This window comes from Chordicoccus furentiruminis (assembly GCF_019355395.1).
Classification (GTDB): Bacteria; Bacillota; Clostridia; order Lachnospirales; family Lachnospiraceae; genus Chordicoccus; species Chordicoccus furentiruminis.
The window spans coordinates 425,856-445,199 of the sequence record NZ_CP048829.1 but is presented as its reverse complement, the minus strand read 5'-3'; the positions used below and the strand labels follow the sequence as shown (position 1 = coordinate 445,199).

General features: G+C 52.9%; 22 protein-coding genes. 16 read left to right on the top strand and 6 right to left on the bottom strand.

Annotated elements, in window-relative coordinates:
• The first annotated feature begins 691 nt into the window (after nt 1–691).
• The 4 genes from G4C92_RS02030 (at nt 692) to G4C92_RS02015 (ending at nt 4,769) form a co-directional block, all read left to right on the top strand.
• The gene (locus tag G4C92_RS02030) at nt 692–1,942 is read left to right on the top strand and encodes an IS110 family RNA-guided transposase (protein ID WP_274942037.1); all 1,251 of its coding nucleotides are present in this window, start codon (nt 692–694) and stop codon (nt 1,940–1,942) included.
• 241 nt (nt 1,943–2,183) lie between these two features.
• Nucleotides 2,184–2,444 (top strand): Nmad4 family putative nucleotide modification protein, encoded by a 261-nt coding sequence (locus tag G4C92_RS02025; protein WP_274940962.1) that lies wholly within the window; start codon nt 2,184–2,186, stop codon nt 2,442–2,444.
• A 220-nt stretch (nt 2,445–2,664) separates the two neighbouring features.
• Complete coding sequence (locus G4C92_RS02020) at nt 2,665–3,138, top strand: phage terminase small subunit P27 family (protein ID WP_274940961.1); 474 nt, start codon at nt 2,665–2,667, stop codon at nt 3,136–3,138.
• Nucleotides 3,138–4,769: a terminase large subunit gene (locus G4C92_RS02015; RefSeq protein WP_274940960.1), complete on the top strand. Its 1,632-nt coding sequence runs from the start codon at nt 3,138–3,140 to the stop codon at nt 4,767–4,769. Before G4C92_RS02020 ends, G4C92_RS02015 begins: the two co-directional genes overlap by 1 nt.
• 35 nt (nt 4,770–4,804) lie before the next feature.
• Here the strand turns inward: G4C92_RS02015 and G4C92_RS02010 are convergent, their stop codons facing one another.
• Entirely contained in the window at nt 4,805–5,245 is a 441-nt protein-coding gene (locus G4C92_RS02010) for a putative toxin-antitoxin system toxin component, PIN family (protein ID WP_330654756.1), read from the bottom strand.
• On the bottom strand, nt 5,206–5,481 hold the full coding sequence (locus G4C92_RS02005) for an AbrB/MazE/SpoVT family DNA-binding domain-containing protein (protein WP_274940959.1): 276 nt from the start codon (nt 5,479–5,481) through the stop codon (nt 5,206–5,208). The genes G4C92_RS02010 and G4C92_RS02005 overlap by 40 nt, the downstream gene beginning before the upstream one ends.
• A gap of 117 nt (nt 5,482–5,598) precedes the next feature.
• On the opposite strand from G4C92_RS02005, the gene G4C92_RS02000 reads away from it, so the two are divergent.
• The 10 genes from G4C92_RS02000 (at nt 5,599) to G4C92_RS01955 (ending at nt 12,049) form a co-directional block, all read left to right on the top strand.
• Nucleotides 5,599–7,041, top strand: coding sequence for a phage portal protein (locus G4C92_RS02000; RefSeq protein ID WP_274940958.1), 1,443 nt, complete (start codon nt 5,599–5,601; stop codon nt 7,039–7,041).
• A 50-nt stretch (nt 7,042–7,091) separates the two neighbouring features.
• Nucleotides 7,092–7,949: a head maturation protease, ClpP-related gene (locus G4C92_RS15245; protein WP_456298669.1), complete on the top strand. Its 858-nt coding sequence runs from the start codon at nt 7,092–7,094 to the stop codon at nt 7,947–7,949.
• 72 nt (nt 7,950–8,021) lie between these two features.
• On the top strand, nt 8,022–9,284 hold the full coding sequence (locus G4C92_RS01990; protein WP_274942038.1) for a phage major capsid protein: 1,263 nt from the start codon (nt 8,022–8,024) through the stop codon (nt 9,282–9,284).
• Between the two features lie 62 nt (nt 9,285–9,346).
• Nucleotides 9,347–9,694 (top strand): head-tail connector protein, encoded by a 348-nt coding sequence (locus G4C92_RS01985; RefSeq protein WP_274940957.1) that lies wholly within the window; start codon nt 9,347–9,349, stop codon nt 9,692–9,694.
• A gap of 1 nt (nt 9,695) precedes the next feature.
• Complete coding sequence (locus G4C92_RS01980) at nt 9,696–10,046, top strand: phage head closure protein (RefSeq protein ID WP_274940956.1); 351 nt, start codon at nt 9,696–9,698, stop codon at nt 10,044–10,046.
• Nucleotides 10,043–10,423, top strand: a complete 381-nt coding sequence (locus G4C92_RS01975) for an HK97 gp10 family phage protein (RefSeq protein ID WP_274940955.1) — start codon at nt 10,043–10,045, stop codon at nt 10,421–10,423. The genes G4C92_RS01980 and G4C92_RS01975 overlap by 4 nt, the downstream gene beginning before the upstream one ends.
• Nucleotides 10,424–10,440: 17 nt before the next feature.
• Nucleotides 10,441–10,815, top strand: coding sequence for a hypothetical protein (locus G4C92_RS01970; protein WP_274940954.1), 375 nt, complete (start codon nt 10,441–10,443; stop codon nt 10,813–10,815).
• Nucleotides 10,812–11,429, top strand: coding sequence for a major tail protein (locus G4C92_RS01965; RefSeq protein ID WP_274940953.1), 618 nt, complete (start codon nt 10,812–10,814; stop codon nt 11,427–11,429). Before G4C92_RS01970 ends, G4C92_RS01965 begins: the two co-directional genes overlap by 4 nt.
• A 78-nt stretch (nt 11,430–11,507) precedes the next feature.
• Nucleotides 11,508–11,867, top strand: a complete 360-nt coding sequence (locus G4C92_RS01960; protein WP_274940952.1) for a hypothetical protein — start codon at nt 11,508–11,510, stop codon at nt 11,865–11,867.
• A 17-nt stretch (nt 11,868–11,884) separates the two neighbouring features.
• Nucleotides 11,885–12,049 (top strand): hypothetical protein, encoded by a 165-nt coding sequence (locus tag G4C92_RS01955; protein WP_274940951.1) that lies wholly within the window; start codon nt 11,885–11,887, stop codon nt 12,047–12,049.
• Between the two features lie 123 nt (nt 12,050–12,172).
• Here the strand turns inward: G4C92_RS01955 and G4C92_RS01950 are convergent, their stop codons facing one another.
• Genes G4C92_RS01950 through G4C92_RS01935 form a run of 4 tightly spaced genes read right to left on the bottom strand, consistent with a single transcriptional unit; the run spans nt 12,173 to nt 13,444 of the window.
• On the bottom strand, nt 12,173–12,385 hold the full coding sequence (locus G4C92_RS01950) for an antitoxin HicB (protein ID WP_274940950.1): 213 nt from the start codon (nt 12,383–12,385) through the stop codon (nt 12,173–12,175).
• Between the two features lie 27 nt (nt 12,386–12,412).
• On the bottom strand, nt 12,413–12,667 hold the full coding sequence (locus G4C92_RS01945; RefSeq protein WP_274940949.1) for a hypothetical protein: 255 nt from the start codon (nt 12,665–12,667) through the stop codon (nt 12,413–12,415).
• Entirely contained in the window at nt 12,651–13,226 is a 576-nt protein-coding gene (locus G4C92_RS01940) for a DUF3990 domain-containing protein (RefSeq protein ID WP_274940948.1), read from the bottom strand. Before G4C92_RS01940 ends, G4C92_RS01945 begins: the two co-directional genes overlap by 17 nt.
• Nucleotides 13,223–13,444, bottom strand: a complete 222-nt coding sequence (locus G4C92_RS01935; RefSeq protein ID WP_274940947.1) for a DUF3791 domain-containing protein — start codon at nt 13,442–13,444, stop codon at nt 13,223–13,225. The genes G4C92_RS01940 and G4C92_RS01935 overlap by 4 nt, the downstream gene beginning before the upstream one ends.
• A gap of 109 nt (nt 13,445–13,553) precedes the next feature.
• Here G4C92_RS01935 and G4C92_RS01930 point away from each other — a divergent pair, with 109 nt between their 5' ends.
• Together G4C92_RS01930 and G4C92_RS01925 are read left to right on the top strand one after the other, a co-directional pair.
• Nucleotides 13,554–13,871: a hypothetical protein gene (locus tag G4C92_RS01930; RefSeq protein WP_274940946.1), complete on the top strand. Its 318-nt coding sequence runs from the start codon at nt 13,554–13,556 to the stop codon at nt 13,869–13,871.
• Nucleotides 13,872–13,905: 34 nt separating this feature from the next.
• Nucleotides 13,906–19,335, top strand: a complete 5,430-nt coding sequence (locus tag G4C92_RS01925) for a phage tail tape measure protein (RefSeq protein WP_274940945.1) — start codon at nt 13,906–13,908, stop codon at nt 19,333–19,335.
• Nucleotides 19,336–19,344: the final 9 nt, after the last annotated feature.

The following is a 19,344-nucleotide window of genomic DNA, read 5'->3' as shown; positions in this document are numbered from 1 at the left end:
AAATTGGTCGGAAGTATAGTAAAAGGTTTTGGCCATTTACTTTACATTATTTTTTACTTTGCATTATTTCCGTAATGCTCAGCTACACATTACGGCAAGAGCTACGATGGCGAGAGCCGCACGGCCACGATTTACCGCACCAGCATCAAGGGCTACGAGGACGTCCGGCTGATCAAGGTCGGCAAGGGCCTGCACTACATCGATGAAGACCGCATGGTCATCGAGAAGGCTACCGGCGAGAGTCATCCGGAAGCCAGCTGGCTGGTGGATGTCAAGAGAGCCTGATGACAACGAAAGTAACCGGGAAAGGCAGCCTTACGGGGCTGTGTTTCTCGTCATAAATACACGATTACACCCTTCAATCTTTGTACAGATTATGCCTGGAAACAGGCCGGATAATCTGAAAATATAACTTGCTATTTCTCCTGAGTAGAGTGATCACCAATGAAATGGATTTTCACAGGTAGGAATGAAACTGTGGCCCTTATCCGCTATACTGAAAATACAGGGCAAGATCGACATACATCTGATTCTCAGAAATCGTGAGTGATCATGGTTCGATGTATTCTGGAGCACAGGAACATGTCGCCCTGATCTGCCTATGCATTTCAGGAATAGCACGCGTAGTATAATTCAATATCACCGGAGTACATCCGCCCTGTCAATTACACATTTGAAGGGAGGACCGTCTATGCAAAATCTTCTGGACATCTGTTGTGGCCTGGACGTTCACAAGGAAGTTCTTGTTGCCTGCCTGCTGAAAGGCAGACTGGATGAAGAGCCAGAACCTGAAATCCGTGAATTTCCAACACTGCTCAATGGTCTTGATGAATTCAAGAAATGGATCATTGAGAACAACTGTCGACATGTGGCGATGGAAAGCACCGGAGTCTATTGGTTTCCGATTTATAACGTGCTGGAATCAATTCTCTACGATGACGACGAGCAGAAAAATGTCAAAATCATTGTCGCCAATCCGCACCATATGAAAAATGTACCCGGCAAGAAGACCGATATAAAAGATGCTCACTGGATTGCAACACTCCTGAGGGCCGGTCTCCTGGCACCAAGTTATATCCCACCCAAAAAAATCCGAGAGCTGCGAGACTGGACACGCTACCGGGATATCCTGATAAAAGAAATGGTCGGACATAAAAACCGGATTGAAAAATATCTGCAACAGTGCGGGTTTAAACTTTCAACGATTCTTACGGATATCTTCGGAGTCAGCGGAATTCAGTTGATAAAAAGGCTTTGTGAAAAAGGAAAGTTAACGGCATCAGATGTTGATGAATGTTTGAAAGGTACTCTCCGGAATAAGATGGAAGATGTTCAGCTTGCTGTGGCCGGGCAGCTATCCGATCACGATCGACTTTTTCTCAAGAATCTTGTAAAGGTAAAAGAAAACTGCGATTCGGAGATTGAAGAGGTCGAAAACCGCATATCCGAATACGCTGGAAAATACGAACCTGCTTTAGAGTTGCTTGAAACCATTCCGGCAGTTCAAAGACGTGCGAGTACGATTATTATTTCCGAACTTGGGACAGATCTTTCCATGTTTCCAACTGCAGGACATCTCGTCAAATGGGCTGGGTTATGTCCGGGAGATAACGAAAGTGCCAAAAAGAAGAAAACAGCACGCCTCACGAAGGGAAATCCAAGAATTAAAAGCGTGATGGTGCAATGTGCGTGGGCGGCTACACGGTGCAAGAATTTCTTCTTACGGGACTGGTTTTACCGGCTCAAAGCACGCAGAGGAATCAAAAAGGCATTGATCGCTGTTGCACGGAAGTTGCTTGTTATTATCTGGAATCTCTTAACGAGTGGAGAGGAATACTCCGAGGAGCATTATGAGCAAACAAAGAAAAATCAAGAAGAGAGACGTAAGCAGAAGTTGAAATCCGAAGCCACCAAACTGGGATTTAAGCTTGTACCCGCTTAAGCATCTCTCTGAAATTTATCTTACATGGTAAACCGTAACCTTGCAAATGGTTAAGGTTAACTTTTTGCACCCATTTTTCGTAAAACATGGTCTTTAAAAATATCTCTTGACTGTTTTTGCCTGTAGAGCGTATATAGACGTACCTCAAAGGCTGGGGTTAGTTTCGTAGTATATATACACATGCCAAAAGGAAATGAACCAACGAGAACGGAGGAGAAAGACCATGACGATCAACGAAGCGATGAGAACATACCGCCTGCCGAACCCGACCACCCCGGAAGACCTCGAATGCCGCTGGAGCAAGGTCCTGAACTTTGGGGGCAAGGTTCTCCTGGCCGGTTATTACTACAACGGAAAGAACAAGCCCAGCTACTTCGGAGCGGTTTACGAGCACCTTGATGACGATCTTTCTTGCGAGGGAGCCATCGGGCTGGCAGCAGCCAGCGAGGTTGCCTTTGAGGATGACGGCCACGCGATCGCCTGGGCAATGACACAGGCCTGAGAACATAGCGGAGCCGAAACCGCTTTACCAAAACAAATGGGGATACAATTGGCGGCATCGGAACACCCCGTACCGCAGGGAGCGCGGGAAATCCGCACGGTGGTCAAGTGAAGACTCCTAACGAATGAAACCACCATCACAGGACAGACAGACGCAGGGTCTACGGAGAAATCCGCAGGCCTTTTCTTTATGCCAATTTTGAAGAGAGGAGGAATGCCTCATGGCGACCAGAGGAAGAAAACCAACGCCGACTGCAATCAAAGAGCTGGAAGGCAACCCCGGAAAACGTCCGCTTAATGATGCGGAACCTAAGCCGGAAAAGAAAGCGCCTCCGTGCCCCAAGTGGCTGGAGCCGGAAGCAAAAAAGGAATGGCGAAGGCTGTCAAAGCAGCTGGAGCAGATCGGTGTGCTGACCGAGGTTGACCAGGCGGCTTTTGCCTCTTACTGCCAGGCTTACGCCAGATGGAAAGAGGCGGAGGAGTTTATCACACAGCATGGCACAATCGTGAAGACGCCATCCGGCTATTGGCAGCAAGTTCCGCAGGTATCCATCGCGCAGACATACCTCAAGATCATGAACAAGATCGCCGAGCAGTTCGGCCTGACGCCTTCATCCAGATCACGGATCATTGCCGGTGCCGGGGATAACGCTACGACGGCCGACGATATGGAAGCGCTGCTGGGAGGTAACTGATGGCGGGAGAGAAAACGAGACCGGCAAATTACCCGGTTCTGAAGAACTATAAGCCGACATGTTTCATGCTGCCGGAATCCCACTATGATCCGTCGAAGGCGGATCGAGCGGTCCGCTTTATCGAGAATCTCTGCCATACCAAGGGTCGGTGGAGCGGGAAACCGTTCTGGCTGCTGCCATGGCAAGAGCAGATAATCCGGGATGTCTTTGGCATCGTCAAGGAAGATGGCACGAGACAGTTTCGGACAGCGTATGTGGAAATCCCAAAGAAAAATGGCAAGAGTGAGCTGGCGGCGGCTGTGGCCCTGTATCTTTTGTATGCGGATAACGAACCATCTGCAGAGGTATACGGCGCAGCAGCGGACAGGCAGCAGGCAAGTATCGTATTTGATGTTGCTAAGCGCATGGTGGAAATGACGCCAGCGCTTCTGAAACGCTCCAAGCTCATGGGCGCGACCAAACGGATCGTGAATTACAGCAACGCCGGTTTCTACCAGGTGCTTTCCGCAGAGGTCGGAACCAAACACGGACTGAATGTTTCCGGCCTTGTCCTGGATGAACTACATGCCCAGCCCAACCGGAACCTGGTGGATGTGCTCACCAAGGGCTCCGGCGATGCCAGAACACAGCCGCTGTACTTCTTGATCACGACGGCAGGAACAGACAGAAACAGCATCTGCTATGAATACCACACGAAGGCGAAAGACATTCTGGAAGGAAAACGAATTGATCCGTCCTTTTATCCGGTGATCTATGGCCTGGACGATGGCGAGGACTGGAATGATGAGAAATCCTGGTACAAAGCTAATCCCAGCCTCGGTTATACGATCCAAATCGATCGTGTCCGGGATGCGCACAGGGAAGCGCTCACCAATCCGGCAGAAGAGAACGTGTTTCGGCAGCTGAGACTGGATCAGTGGGTCGGCAGCTCTGTCGCCTGGATACCGGAGCATATTTACGATCAGGGAAACATCCCGATAGATACAGATCGGTTAAAAGGCCGTGAGTGTTACTGCGGACTGGACTTATCCAGCACCAGTGACATCACGGCTTTTGTCATGGTGTTCCCTCCGCAGTATGAGGGAGATAAATACATCGTTGTGCCGCATTTCTGGCTTCCAAGAGAAACGCTGGATCTCCGGGTGCGACGGGATCACGTCCCCTATGATGTGTGGGAGCGGATGGGACTGTTTCATGTAACGGAGGGCAATGTGGTCGATTACAACTTTGTCCGGAAAACCATCAACGACCTGCACACCCAGTTCAATATCAAGGAAATCGGGGTAGACCGCTGGAATGCCACTCAGCTCATCACTGACCTGGAGGGCGACGGCTTCACCATGGTTCCGATCGGCATGGGTTTTAAGGATATGAGTCCAGGCATGAAAGAACTGTACAAGCTGCTGCTTGAGGGAAAGATCATCCACGGCGGCAATCCCGTGCTCCGCTGGATGGCAGGCAACGTGGTCGCAGAGATCGATGCAGCGGAGAACATCAAACCCAGCAAGAAAAAGAGCACGGAGAAGATCGACGGCATTGTTGCCTGGATCATGGGGCTGGATCGAGCCATCCGCCATGAGCAGCAGGGAAGCGTATATGACGATCCGGAGCATGGGCTCTGGGTATTTTGATTAGAAAAGAGCCACCCTCACCGGATGGCTCACAATTATTTCTGGTCAAGAAATTCAGCAACGCTGATGATTCTGGGATCTGTAACTGACGATTCAAGAAAGTCTTTATCGCCTGTGAGGAAGAGATCAGCATGGGCGTCCAAGGCAGCCCGTAGAATTGGCCTGTCTTTGGGGTCTCTGATCTTGTTTTCTGCTGCAGTCTCAGCCTCCGGCGTGGGAACGAGTTCGATGATAGAGAGCGCGTTGTAGAGGAATGCTTCAAGTTCTGTCAGTTTGTCCGGGAATTTCTCACGGAATTTTCTGTGGAGTTCATCGACAACATAATCGCAAACAATAGGCTGATATGGTGGTATCAACGTCTTGTAAAAGGCCTGTGCAGCGCGTCCGTTAGGGAAAAGGGCAGCCGAAATGATGATGTTGGTATCGATCATTACCCTCATTCTTCTGCTTCCTCCCTGCGGGACTGTGTAATCCATTCCGCAACGTCATCCTCAGTGAAGAAACCGGCTTTTCCAGCCTCACCCTTCATCTGTTCCTGTAGGCGCATCATAGCGTAAACGGCAGAATTGACGACGCGGACATTGTTGCCATCAACAATAAAGGTCACGCGGTCACCTGTTTCGATACCAAGAGCAGCGCGGACATTCTTGGGAATTGTCACTTGGCCTTTCGCCATAACTCTTGCGTCATTGACAAATGCGGCTTCAGACATATGTGAACACCTCCTGATTTAAAGTAGGAAAGTAGGGAATCCCTACTCCTATTATACGCGGGAACAGGGGGATTATCAAGTGCGAAAAGAAAATTTTTTGAGAAGAGGAGGATTCAAATGGGCTTCAGAGAATGGATCGGCTTTTCTAAGCCGAGGGACGCTCCCCAGCCGGAGCTGCCCCAGATTGAAGACAACGTCCGGGACTCGGGCGGTGTTTTTGTTTTCGGCATGACAAACAGTGGAGAACGTGTGGATGAAAAGAGCGCCATGCAGATCTCCACGGTCTATGCCTGTGTCCGGCTCCTGGCGGAGACGGTGGCGAGCCTTCCGCTCCACCTGTACAAATACACCGGGCAGGGAGACGGTAAGGAGCGGGCGACCGAGCATCCGCTGTATAAGATTCTGTATCGGCAGGCGAATCCGGAGATGACGTCTTTCTCGTTCCGGGAGGCGATCATGACGCACCTTCTCCTGTGGGGAAACGCCTATGCGCAGATCGTGAGAGACGGCAAGAACGGCATCCTCGGCCTTTATCCGCTGCTCCCGGAGAACGTGGAGATCGACAGGGCTGAAAACGGGGATCTGTTCTACACCTATCACGCCTATACGGATGAAGTCCCCGGTGAGCATGACAAGGACATCATCTTCCAGCGGGATGAGATACTCCACATTCCGGGCCTTGGCTTCAACGGGCTTGTGGGCTTTTCGCCCATCGCCATGATGAAGAACGCTCTCGGTACGACGCTGGCAGTCGAGAAATACGGTAGCTCCTTCTTTAAGAACGGAGCGCAGCCCGCCGGTGTGCTGGAGCATCCAGGTGTGCTGAAAGACCCGCAGAAGATCCGGGATAACTGGATGAACGCCTACGGCGGAGCAGGCAATGCGCATAAAGTTGCTGTGCTTGAAGAGGGCATGGCGTATAAACCAATTTCGTTGCCTCCGGAGGATAGCCAGTTCCTTTCTACCCGTGAGTTCGGTGTGGAAGAAATCTGCCGCATCTTCCGTGTGCCTCCGCACATGGTTCAGGACCTCAAGCGGGCGACTTTCAACAACATCGAGCATCAGTCCATCGACTTCGTGATGCACACGATCATGCCTTGGCTGGTGCGAATTGAACAAGCCCTTATCAAGGACGTGCTGATCGAGGAAGAGCAGGATCAGTTCTTTCCAAAGTTCAACGTGGACGGCCTCATGCGCGGCGACTACAAGTCACGCATGGACGGTTACGCAGTGGGATTCTCCAATGGCTTCCTGTCTCCGAACGACATCCGCCGATTGGAGAACATGGATCTGATCCCGGCGGAGGAGGGCGGAGACGACTACTACCTGAACGGCTCGTACACGAAGCTGAAGGACGCTGGGTCTGCCTATGGCGCGAACCAGGTGGCGGAGCAGGAGAAGCAGGCTGCGGAGGAATCCGACGAACCGGGAGAGGACGCTCCGCCTGAAGAACAGCCAGATGAAGAGAAGGAGGAACAGGATGGCAGCAAAAACCACGCCAAGCGTCATGCGCAGCGCAAGGCACAGCGAAGGGGTCAGCAGCCCCGGAAAGAGAGGTAAGAATCGTGCAGAAATTCTGGAACTGGGTTCATGACGACAGCGGCGGCAGAGTGCTCCGCCTGGAAGGGCCGATTGATTCGGAATCCTTCTGGGGTGACGAGATCACGCCGCAGATGTTCCGTGATGAACTCTATGCGGAAGAGGGTGACATTACCCTCTGGATCAACTCGCCCGGCGGCAACGTATTTGCTGCGGCCGAGATTTACACCATGATCCGTGACTATCCCGGCAGCGTGACGGTCCGGATCGCAAGCATCGCGGCATCCGCTGCGTCTGTGGTGGCCATGGCGGGCAATCTGGTGCAGATGTCGCCGACGGCGCTCCTCATGATCCACGACCCTTCTACCATTGCCATGGGCAATGCCAAGGATATGGAGAAGGCGATCACGACCCTCAATGAGGTCAAGGAGAGCATCATTAACGCCTATGCCGCGAAGACGGGCCTTTCCCGCAACCGCATCAGCAAGCTTATGAGCGACGAGACCTGGCTGAACGCCAAGAAGGCGCTGGAACTGGGCTTTGCCGATGAGATTCTGTTCGCGGACAAGCCGAAGGAGGACGAACCCGAAGAAAAGCCGGATTCCGATCCGGATGAGCCTGACAAGGAGGAAGGCGGAGATGAAAAAGAAGAGCAGAAAAAGCCCTTCAAACTCAAAGAAACGGATGCCATTTGGCAGTACTCCACAAAGGTCATGGGACAGACCATCCTCAACCGTCTCGGTGTGTCCGATGAAGCCGCAGTGCCCGAAACCGGCGCTCCGGCACAGGAATCTGCCAAGACAGGGGTAACTGATTCTCCTGTGGAAGACGATAAGCCTAAGGTGCCTGTGATCGGCATGGACGGTAAAACCGAAGACGGCAGTGTGCCGTATGAAATCCTGAAAGACAGGCTGGAGTGGATGAAATGATCCGCCCCGGCTTTTCTTTTGCCCCAAATCATTATGACGACCGGAGCGTTTCTCCGGAGAAAGAGGTATCGCATGAATAAGATTATGGAACTGCGCACCAAGCGCAATGACCTCTGGGAGAAGACAAAATCCTACCTGGAGGAGCATCGCAGTGAGAACGGTCTGGTCGAGGCCTCCGCTGTCGAACAGTACAACAAGATGGCCGGTGAGGTTAAGGCCCTGGGTGATGAGATCGCCCGTCTGGAGGATCAGGCGGCTTTCGATGCTCAGCTCTCCCAGCCGACCACCCATCCCGTCACCAACAAGCCCATGAGCCGCAAGGCGGAGAACGTTGCCCCGACCGCGACCGACGAGTATGCCGGTGCTTTCTGGAATATGATCCGCAACCAGGGTGACCAGTTCGCAGTCCGCAATGCTCTGTCTGTGGGTGAGGACACCGAGGGCGGCTATACCGTGCCGGACGAATTTGAGCGCAAGCTCATCCAGGCGCTGGAGGAGAACAACATCTTCCGTCAGCTGGCGACCGTCATCCGCACGAACTCCGGCACCCGCAAGATCCCCATCGCCAACGACACCATGGAAGCGCAGTGGATCGATGAGGGTGAAGAGATCCCTGAGACCAACACCAAGTTCGGTCAGACGACCCTCTCCGCCTACAAGCTGGGCACGATGATCAAGATCAGCAACGAGCTGCTTCACGACTCTGCTTTCGACCTGGCTTCCTATATCGCGGCCCGTTTCGGTGTGTGCATGGGCAATGCCGAGGAGCGTGCCTTCTTCACCGGCGACGGCGACAAGAAGCCCCTGGGCATCCTTGCGGATGTCGGCGGCGCTGAGCTGGGTGTGACGGCTGAAGCGGAGGATCTGGTGACCTTCGATGAGATCTTCGACCTCTACTACAGCCTCAAGTCCCCGTACCGCCGCTCTGCGCAGTTCGTCTGCAACGAGACCCTGCTCCTGCAGCTGATGAAGCTGAAGGACAAGAACGACAACTACATCTGGAAGCCCTCTCTGGATGTGGCCAAGCCCGATACTATTCTGGGCCGCCCGATCCGCACCAGCTCCTTCATGCCCGGCATCGCGGCCGGTGAGAAGGTCCTGCTGTTCGGCGATCTCAAGAACTACTGGGTCGCAGACCGTCAGAACCGCACCTTCCGTCGTCTGAACGAGCTGTATGCCCGCACCGACCAGGTCGGTTTCCTGACCACCCAGCGTGTGGATGGCCGCCTGATCCTGCCCGAGTCCGTGAAGGTGCTGAAGATGGCCGGTACCAAGGCCACCACTACGCCTACCACCGACCCGACGACCGATCCGGACGAACAGCCCGGCGGCTGATGACCTAAACGGGAGCAGGGGAAGTTCCTCTGCTCCTTAACTCTTGAGAGGAGGCTGACAGGATGAGCCTGATAACACTTGATGAAGCAAAAGCCTACCTGCGTGTGGACAGCTCCATGGAGGATGGCCTGATTGAAAGCCTCCTCCAAAGCGCAGAGAAGCTGACGGCGGATGTTGGCCGGATCACGGCAGAAGAGTGGAATACCCTCTGGGACGATGAGACGGAGACTGTGGCGATCCGGGGCGAGGAGCTTTCCAACGCCTCGCTTCTCCAGCTCCGATCTCTCCTTCGTACCGCCATGCTGTATTCCCTCGGTTATCTGTATGAGCACCGGGAGGAAGCGGATCACCACGACCTTGTGATGACCCTGCGGAACCTTCTGTCCTCTGTGCGGGAAGGGGTGTTCTGAGATGGAGAGAAAGATCGCCCGGTTCAATGAACGCCTGACCGTCCAGAAAAACGAAGTGGTGGTCGACAAGTACGGCAACCACAAAAATACCTGGACGGACTATTTCACCTGCTACACCTACGCCAGCACCTACCAGTACGACAAGGAGAATGAGGCTGCTACCACGACTGAGGAGCAGACCATCAACTTTGAAGTTCGTTACTGCCCGGAGCTGGCTTCTTTAGACAGCACACACTACCGGGTCGCCTTCCATGGCGATTCCTACGATATCCAGTCTGTGGACATGATGAATTACCAGAGAAAGACCATCCGCATCGTGTGCAAGCTGGCGAAGAGAGGAGGCGCGTCATGAGCAGATCGGTTTCCATTGACGAGATGGCGGCTGCCATCAATGAAGGTCTGGAAGAGTACGCCGATCTCAGTGCCCAAGGTGTGAAGTCTGCCGTCCGGAAATCCGCGAAGGCGGTGAAGGAGCAGATCAACAGCTCCGCGCCGGTCCGTACAGGCCGTTATGCCAAGAGCTGGGCCGTCAAGACCACGGCAGAAAGCAGCCAGAGCCTGGAACAGACCGTGTACAGCCCCAGCAGGTATATGCTTTCGCATCTGCTGGAAAAGGGGCATGCCAAACGAGGCGGCGGAAGGGTTCGTGCCATTCCGCATATCGCGCCCGCTGAGGAGATGGGGATCGAGATGCTGGAAGGGCTGATCGAAAAGACGCTGCAGGGCTGAGAAGGGAGCGTAAAGCCATGACCCATAATGAAGTATTCGAGGTGCTGGAGGAGCTTTCGCTTCCCATCGCCTATGACCATTTTGCAGAAGGTGAGTCTCCGGACCCGCCTTTTCTTTGTTTCCTCTATCCGAGAAACCTGCCCACGGGCGCGGACAACACGGTGTACTACCAGCTGCATGAGCTGGACATAGAGCTTTACACCGATGCCAAAGACCCCGTGCTGGAACAGCGGGTGGAGCGGCTCCTGACGGAGCATGAGATGTTCTTCCATAAATCCGAAGTCTGGATCGAGGAAGAGAAGATGTATGAAGTCCTCTATGAGGTCGTGCTCGATCTTCAGTACGAGGATGAAGATGGCTCTGAGGAGCCGGAAAGTGAGGAGAATCCATGAGCAAGAAGAAAAACAAGGTTCGTTTCGGCCTCAAGAATTGTCACTATGCCAAGGCAACCTTCGATGAGGACGGCAACGTAACCTATGCCAAGCCGGTGCGACTGCCCGGTGCGGTTTCCCTGTCCCTTGACCCGGAAGGCGAGAACGAAAACTTCTACGCCGACGATATTGTCTACTACGTTCTCAACAACAACGCCGGTTATGAGGGTGACCTGGAACTGGCGCTGATCCCGGAGGAGTTCCTGAAGGACATCCTGCACGAGGAAGAGGACGCCAACGGTGTGCTGACCGAGAACGCGAATAATGAGTTTGAGCGTTTCGCTCTGCTGTTCGAGTTCACCGGCGATAAGAACGCTATCCGCCATGTCCTGTACTGCTGCAGCGCGTCCCGTCCCTCTGTGGAAGGCGAGACCAAGGAGGACGAGAAGGAAGTCCAGACCGAGGAGCTGGCCATTATCGCTTCTGCTCTGGCCAACGGCGCTGTGAAAGCCAAGACCAGCTCCAATACCTCCAAGGCGGTCTATGACGCCTGGTACGATGCTGTGTATGAGCCGACCATCCCAGAGACCACGGATGACGAGGACGAGAGCGGCGATGAGCCCGCAGGCGGCTGATAACCGAACACACACTACCCGGCAGGGATGAAATACTCCCTGCCTTATCTACATGATTTTTGAGAGGAGATTACGACCATGGCAGTCACAAAGAAAATTGAAATCGACGGCAATCCGGTGGAGTTCAAGGCTTCTGCAGCCATTCCCCGTATCTATAGAAACAAGTTCGGACGCGATGTCTATAAGGATCTTATGACTCTGAACGACGCCATCAAGGACCAGACGGAGGACGCTTCCACGCTGGACGGATTCTCCCTGGAGATGTTTGAGGACCTGGCGTTTGTGATGTGGTCGGCAGCGCATCCGGAGGAGAAGTATGATAGCCCGGATGAATGGCTTGATCAGTTCAACACCTTCAGCATTTATCAGATTCTCCCGGAGCTGATCGATCTGTGGGGCATGAACATCAAGACCACGGTGCCTGCGGGAAAAAACTGAGGAAGACAGAGCGGCCGATGACAACCGCTCTGTTTATGCTCAGATGCGTGGAGCTAGGGCTGAATATAGGCGATCTGGATCTGCTGACGATAGGCTCCGTGAATGACATGTTCAACGAGAAGAGGCGCGACTCCCTTGAGTGGCGGGAGGAAGCTTCCCAGGGGGATATGGACAAGTTCTAAGTGAAAAAAGTGCGGATTGCTGCAAAAAATTCTGTTACGTTTGGAAAATCATACGCAAAAAGGACGGGACTGCGGATAGATGTAAAAACCCCACTCAGTCGTTGTGACTGGGTGGGGAGCAGTTTAAGAAGCTATCTCTGGAGAAATGCCTTCTGCTTCGCAAAGGGTAAGATAATCCTCCACTGCCTTTTGAAAGTCCAGGAGAAGTTCCTGTTCTGTTCTTCCTTCATAGGAGATCAATGAACGAATATGCTGAACCTTTCCATAGAAAAGGCTATCTTCTTCTGAAAACTCTACGCTGCCGGAATATCCTTTATACCGGAGAACGGTGTCCATAATTGTGCCTTTCTGGTGTGGTCGTCTTTATGCGTTTACAGCCTGAGAAGCGCCATGCAGTTCTTCATCGTAAAGACAGCGCAGGTATTCAGGACCTTCTTTCCAGATTTCGGTATCGAAGTCAAACAGGTCTTCGTAGGTTTTTGATTGCGAAAAAGAAAGCATGGCATCTTCAAAGGGAATATGCTGCTCTTCAGCATATATCAGCAGCATACAGCGCATAACGGTAATCGCCGTGGCTTCTTTCCGATCTGGGGTTATCTGATTAACGGTATTTTCCATATCGGTCGCTCCTTATGAAAGCAAGGGATGCAATGGCTTCTTTCGTTCTGAAACAAAACTGGTCCTTCAGCCGGTCTGCTTCCAGAAGTCCTATGGCTGTACGGTCCGCGCGTTCGGTTCCGGGGGTCCCGTATGCACCGGACACATAGTTGTTCAGGGTAATGGCCGTCTGGTCATCTGCGACTTTCCCGCCGATGACATCCACAAGGGCATACTTTTTCCTGAGTTCAGGGAAAAGATCCCTGCTTCTGTTGCATGCTGCGAAGTGCAGCCATTCCTCGTCAGCTTCATCAAAATAGTGGATGAACAGGTTGGGGTTTGAGCAGAATTGGAACACGGACACTTTACCGTCCGCTTCTTTGAAGCTGTCTGGCAGAATCCCGCGTCTTTTTGCTTTACGGACAGATGCCGGGATATAGGAGACTGCCTGTTCCAGGGAAGATGTCAGATAGAAGCCTTTTCCAAAATCAAGGCCGTAACGGCACAGGGAAAGATCAATCCGGGACACCTCTGTATAACTCCCGTGATAAAGGATGCCGTCTTCGGGGATGCGAATCATATGGATACCCCCTTACGGCGAAGGATATCTTCGACATCATCGAGGGCGCGTTCATAACTGCTGACATGCAAAAGATCATAGCACTCGGAGATGAAGCCGAGCAGATCATATTTCTTGAACAACTGTGCGCATTGAGATGGCGAGATATTCCATTTTCTTTGGGCTTTGCGGAATACCCAGCACTGCATATCTGCAATGCCAATTTGCTCCTGACTCAAAGCGAACACCTCCTTTGGATATAAAAATCCATAATCAGTATACCTCAAAATGCGCCGGATAGCAACGAGCATATTGTGAACTTTGTCTTAACAAGGAAAGGACATGTTAATGAAAATCAATTGTGACAACTGCGGTGCTGTGGCAGAGACCGTCAAACCGGAGAGCGTGAGAGATGGCGATATTGAGCATACCTTCTTCCGCTGCCCGGAATGCGGCGCGGTCTACCCCATCTCTGCAACAGACACGGCGCTCAGAGCCGACATCACGGAATATAGCCGGAGACGGCAGCTGATCCGCGTGAAGCCTGTGACTGAGCAGTTTCTCCGGGAGACGGAGGCGCTGAAACAGGAAAACCTGAAACGATGCAAGGAGCTGATGGAGCAACATCCATTGGCTCTTTTTCTGCAGTCTGAAAAGGCTGAATAAATCGCCCATTAAGGGCAGAAAGGAGGGATAAGTCATGGCTGGCAGAATTCAGGGAATCACCGTTGAAATCGGCGGCGATACCACGAAACTCTCGAAAGCGCTGCAAGGTGTTAACAAGGATATTAAGAGCACCCAGACACAGCTGAAGGATGTCGAAAAGCTGCTGAAGCTTGATCCCTCCAACACGGAACTGGTCCGGCAGAAGCAGCAGCTTCTCGCCCAGGCTATCAAGGATACCAAGGAGAAACTGGCCACACTGAAAACGGCGGCGGAGCAGGCAAACGAACAGCTGCAGAAAGGGGAGATCACCCAGCAGCAGTATGATGCGCTCCAGCGCGAGATCCAGGAGACGGAGCAGCAGCTGAAATCCTTGGAGTCCCAGGCATCTACCACCAACGCAACCCTTGCCAAGATCGAAGAGGTGGGCGGCAAATTCCAACAGGTCGGCGAGAAGATCTCCTCTGTGGGAAAGACCCTGACCACCCATGTGACGGCTCCCATCGTGGGGCTCGGTACGGCGGCGGTGAAGACTGCTGCGGATTTTGACGAGGGCATGTCCAAGGTGGCAGCCATCTCCGGAGCAACCGGGAAAGATCTGGATGACCTGCGCGGGAAAGCCCGTGAGATGGGAGCCAAGACCAAATTCTCCGCGACAGAAGCCGCGTCGGCCTTTGAGTACATGGCCATGGCAGGCTGGAAGACTGGCGACATGATGGACGGTATTGAAGGCATCATGAACCTGGCGGCTGCGTCCGGTGAAGATCTGGCGACGACCTCAGATATCGTGACGGACGCCCTGACGGCATTTGGGCTTTCCGCTTCTGACTCCGGCCATTTTGCAGACATTCTGGCAGCGGCAAGCTCCAACGCGAATACCAATGTCTCCATGATGGGCGAGACCTTCAAATATGCTGCACCTATCGCGGGCGCTCTTGGTTTCTCTGCAGAGGATACAGCAGAGGCGATCGGCCTGATGGCCAATGCCGGGATCAAGGGAAGCCAGGCAGGTACATCCCTTCGTACCATCATGAACAACCTCGCCGGTGAAGTGAAGATCGCCGGAAAGAATATCGGTGAAGTCACGATCCAGACCTCCAATGCAGATGGCTCCATGCGGGATCTGTCGGATATTCTGGCAGATTGCCGTGTGGCCTTTTCCGGCCTTTCCGAATCGGAAGCGGCTGCTGCCGCTGAATCTCTGGTTGGCAAGAACGCCATGTCCGGATTCCTAGCCCTGATGAACGCGGCTCCGGAGGATATCGACAAGCTGTCTTCTGCAATCGAAAACTGCGACGGTACAGCGGAAAGCATGGCTGCAACCATGCAGGACAACTTGAAAGGACAGCTGACCATTCTGAAATCCCAGCTGGAGGAGCTGGCGATCAGCTTCGGTGAGCTGCTCATGCCTGCTATCCGCGCGGTAGTCTCCAAGGTACAGGCCTTTGTGGACAAGCTCAACAACATGAGTGAAGCGCAGAAGAAAACGATCCTGAAGGTGGCGGCTCTGGCGGCTGCCATCGGTCCGCTGCTGGTGGTGCTGGGCAAAACGGTATCCACGGTCGGATCGGCCATGAAGGGCTTTACGAAGATCGCGAAAGCCATGAAGAAGGTCGGCAGTATGGGAGGCTTGCTCAAGAAAGCCTTCGCCGCACTGACCAGCCCCATCGGAGCGGTGGTTGCGGTCATTGCTGTCCTTGCGGCGGCTTTTGTGAGCCTGTGGAAAAACAACGAGGAGTTCCGCAATAAGATCACGGCGATCTGGGAGAGCGTGAAGGCCAAGTTCCAGGAATTCGGGAAAGCCATCACCGACAGGCTGAATGCCCTCGGCTTTGACTTTAAAAACATCACCGAGGTGCTGAAGGCGGTATGGGATGGCTTCTGTCAGGTGCTGGCCCCGCTGTTTGAAGGCGCATTTCAGGTGATCGCAACTGTGCTGGGCACAGTTCTTGATTCGCTGATCAATATCTTCGATATCTTCAGCAATCTCTTCCAGGGCAACTGGTCCGGAGCATGGGAAGCGGTAAAGAGCCTGTTCTCCTCGATATGGAACGGGATTAAATCCATCTTCTCCACGGTGCTGAATGCGCTGAAGGGCGTGGCGGATGTATTCCTGTCCTGGTTCGGCACGGACTGGGATACGGTATGGACGAGCGTGAAGACCTTCTTCGTCAATACCTGGAACAGCATCAAGACGTTTTTCTCCGGAATCCTGAATGGAATCAAAACCGTAGCGGTTACCGTATGGACGGCGATCTCCACCTGGCTTTCCAATGCCTGGACAGGGATCAAGACGACGGCGACAACCGTATGGAATGTTATAAAAACGTTCTTCTCCAATACGCTGACCGGAATCAAAACGACCTTCACAACCGTATGGACGGCCATCAAGACCTGGCTCTCCACGGCATGGACGGGAATTAAAACAACGGCATCGACCGTATGGAACGGCATCAAGAGCTTTTTCTCTTCTGTACTGGAGGGAATCAAGACGATTTTCTCTACGGTATGGACGGCAATTAAAACGACGGTTACAACCGTGGTCAATGGGATTAAGACGCATATCTCCATCGTATGGAACACGATAAAAACCGTGATTTCTACGGTTATGAGCGCGATTTCCACGACCATCAGCACGGTATGGAATACGATCAAGGCCAATGTCACAACCGTTGTGAATGGAATAAAAACTGTAATTACAACCGTGTGGAACACCATAAGAACGGTGATTTCTACGGTAGTCAATACGATTAAAACCATCATCACGACGATCTGGAATGCCATTAAGGGAACGGTGGATTCTGTATCCAATGGCATAAAGTCGGGGCAGATGACTGTGTGGGGCGCGATCAAAACGGTGATCTCTACGATCATTAACACGATCAAGACCATTATCACAACCGTATGGAATGCCATAAAGACGATCATTTCTACTGTAATGTCCGGAATCAGCACGGTGATCAGCACGGTATGGAATACGATCAAAACCGTGGTTACCAATACGGTAAATGGCATAAAGACTGTGATTTCCACAGTATGGAACGCCATAAAAACCGTGGTTACAACTGTGATGACCGGCATCCGGATTGCGATTTCCAACGCCTGGAACACGATTAAAACCGTTGTCTTATCGGTAGTGAATGCCATAAAGACAGTCGTCACAACGGTCTGGAACGGCATTAAATCTACGGTGACGACGATTGTGAATGGACTGAAGACGGCCATCACGACGGCTTGGAACGGAATTAAAACGACCGTATCTACAGTCGTTAATGCTATAAAAACGACCGTCACCAATGTCTGGAATGGAATAAAAACGGCTGTCACAACGGTAGTCAATGCGATTAAGTCTGTAATCACTTCTGTCTGGAATGCGATAAAGGGAACGGTTACAACAGTCACCAACGGGACAAAAACAGCAGTAACGACGGCATGGAACGGACTGAAGACAGCTGTGTCCACGACTGTGAATGCGATCAAAACGACGGTAACAACCGTCTGGAACGGACTGAAGACTGCTGTAACAACCGCGACTACGGCGCTGAAAACGGCTGTCTCTACGGCATGGACAGGGCTGAAAACTTCTGTTACCACGACTGTCAATGGCCTAAAAACTGCCGTAACGACGGCATGGAACAGTCTGAAGACGAGCGTGACCACGACGATGAACAGCTTGAAAACCAGCGTGACCACGGCATGGAATGGCATAAAGACTTCCGTCACGACGGCGGTGAATGGAATCAAGACATCTGTCTCCACGGCATGGAGCAATATCAAAACTTCAGTCTCCACGACCGTTACCAATCTGAAGACCTCTGTCGTAAACGGATTCCAGAGCATGGCCACCAGCATTTCCAGCAAAATCACGAGCATTAAAACAGCCATCACCAACGGCTTCAATAATGCGAAGACTGCTGTTACCAATGTGATCTCTTCGGCGACTTCCTGGGGCTCCGATCTGGTGAGCAACATTGCCTCCGGTATCCGGGGAGCCATCGGGACGGTTACGAGCGCTGTATCTTCAGTGGCAAGCGCGATCCGAAACTTCCTGCACTTCTCTGTGCCGGATGAGGGACCGCTGGCGGATATGCAGAGCTGGATGCCTGACTTTATGAGCAATCTGGCAAACGGCATCAGCAGTAACGTGTCTCTGGTGGAAACGGCGGCGAACGGCCTGAGCACGACTCTAAGTAACTCCATCACCAACAGTATGACGGCAGTGCAGACAGCCTACACCAATGCCTGGACGAAGATTGCCCAGAGCACGACCACGGCTGCAACGCAGGTAACCACAGCTGTTCGGACGGCCTGGACGCAGGTGCAGACGGCAACCACTCAGAGCTGGAACCAGATCGGGCAGGTGGTGACGCAGCAGCTTTCCAAGATGCAGAGCGGCATCAGCCAGGTTGGTTCGGCCATCACAAAGGTGATGACTACAGCCTGGACGGGAACCGGCAACAGCACCTCTTCCATGTGGAAGCAGATGCAGCAGACCATCACCACGACCTGTACAGCCATGCGGAGTACGGTCACCACGGCAACCGGCGTCATCAAGAACACGATTGCCAATGCCTGGACGGCGGTAAACTCCAATACTACGACAAGCTGGAACAGCATCAAGACGACCATCACTACGGCGCTGACGGCAATCCGTTCCTCGGTGGATACGGCTATGGGAGTGATCAAAAACACCATCGCCAACACCTGGACGGCAGTGGTCTCCAACACGACCACGAGCTGGGCAACGATCAAAACGACGATCACCACGGCGCTGAATGATATCAAAACTGCTGTGACCAACGCCATGACGGCGATCAAGACCAGCTTCAGCGATGGCCTGACAGCAGTAGCGAACACAGTCAGCACAAAGATGGCAACGGCCAATACCAATATGACCAATGCCCTGAATACGATGAAGACCAACGTCTCCAATGCGTGCACGGCGATCGCCAACAGCTGCAGTTCCATCCTGGGCGGTATTTCCAACTCGGCATACAGCTGGGGCGCGGATATCTGTATTGAGATGGCAAGCGGCATCAATAACAACGCATGGCGTGTGACCAATGCAGCAAGCAACCTGGCCAATGCCGTCAGCAACATTGTCGGCTTCTCCATCCCGAAGGAAGGCCCACTTTCCGATGCGGATGAGTATATGCCGGACTTCATGGAATTGATGGCCGAAGGCATCCGGAAGAGCAGCAAGGTGCTGGTTGCCTCTGTGAGAGAGCTTGCGTCCTCTGTGGGCGGTGCCTTTACAGGGCTTGCTTTGCCGGAGATCAGCGCGGGACAGCTTGCGGTGGCGGGGGCTGGAAGCGGGGGTTCTGTGGTAAACAACAATAGATCCATCGGCTCGGTGCAAGTTGTGGTCAACGGCTACAACGCCAGGAACGACAACGATCTGGCGGACACGGTTGTCCAGCGGATCAACGAAATGCTTAATGAGGACGATAAGGTGTGGGGCAGGTAAAGTCCTGCG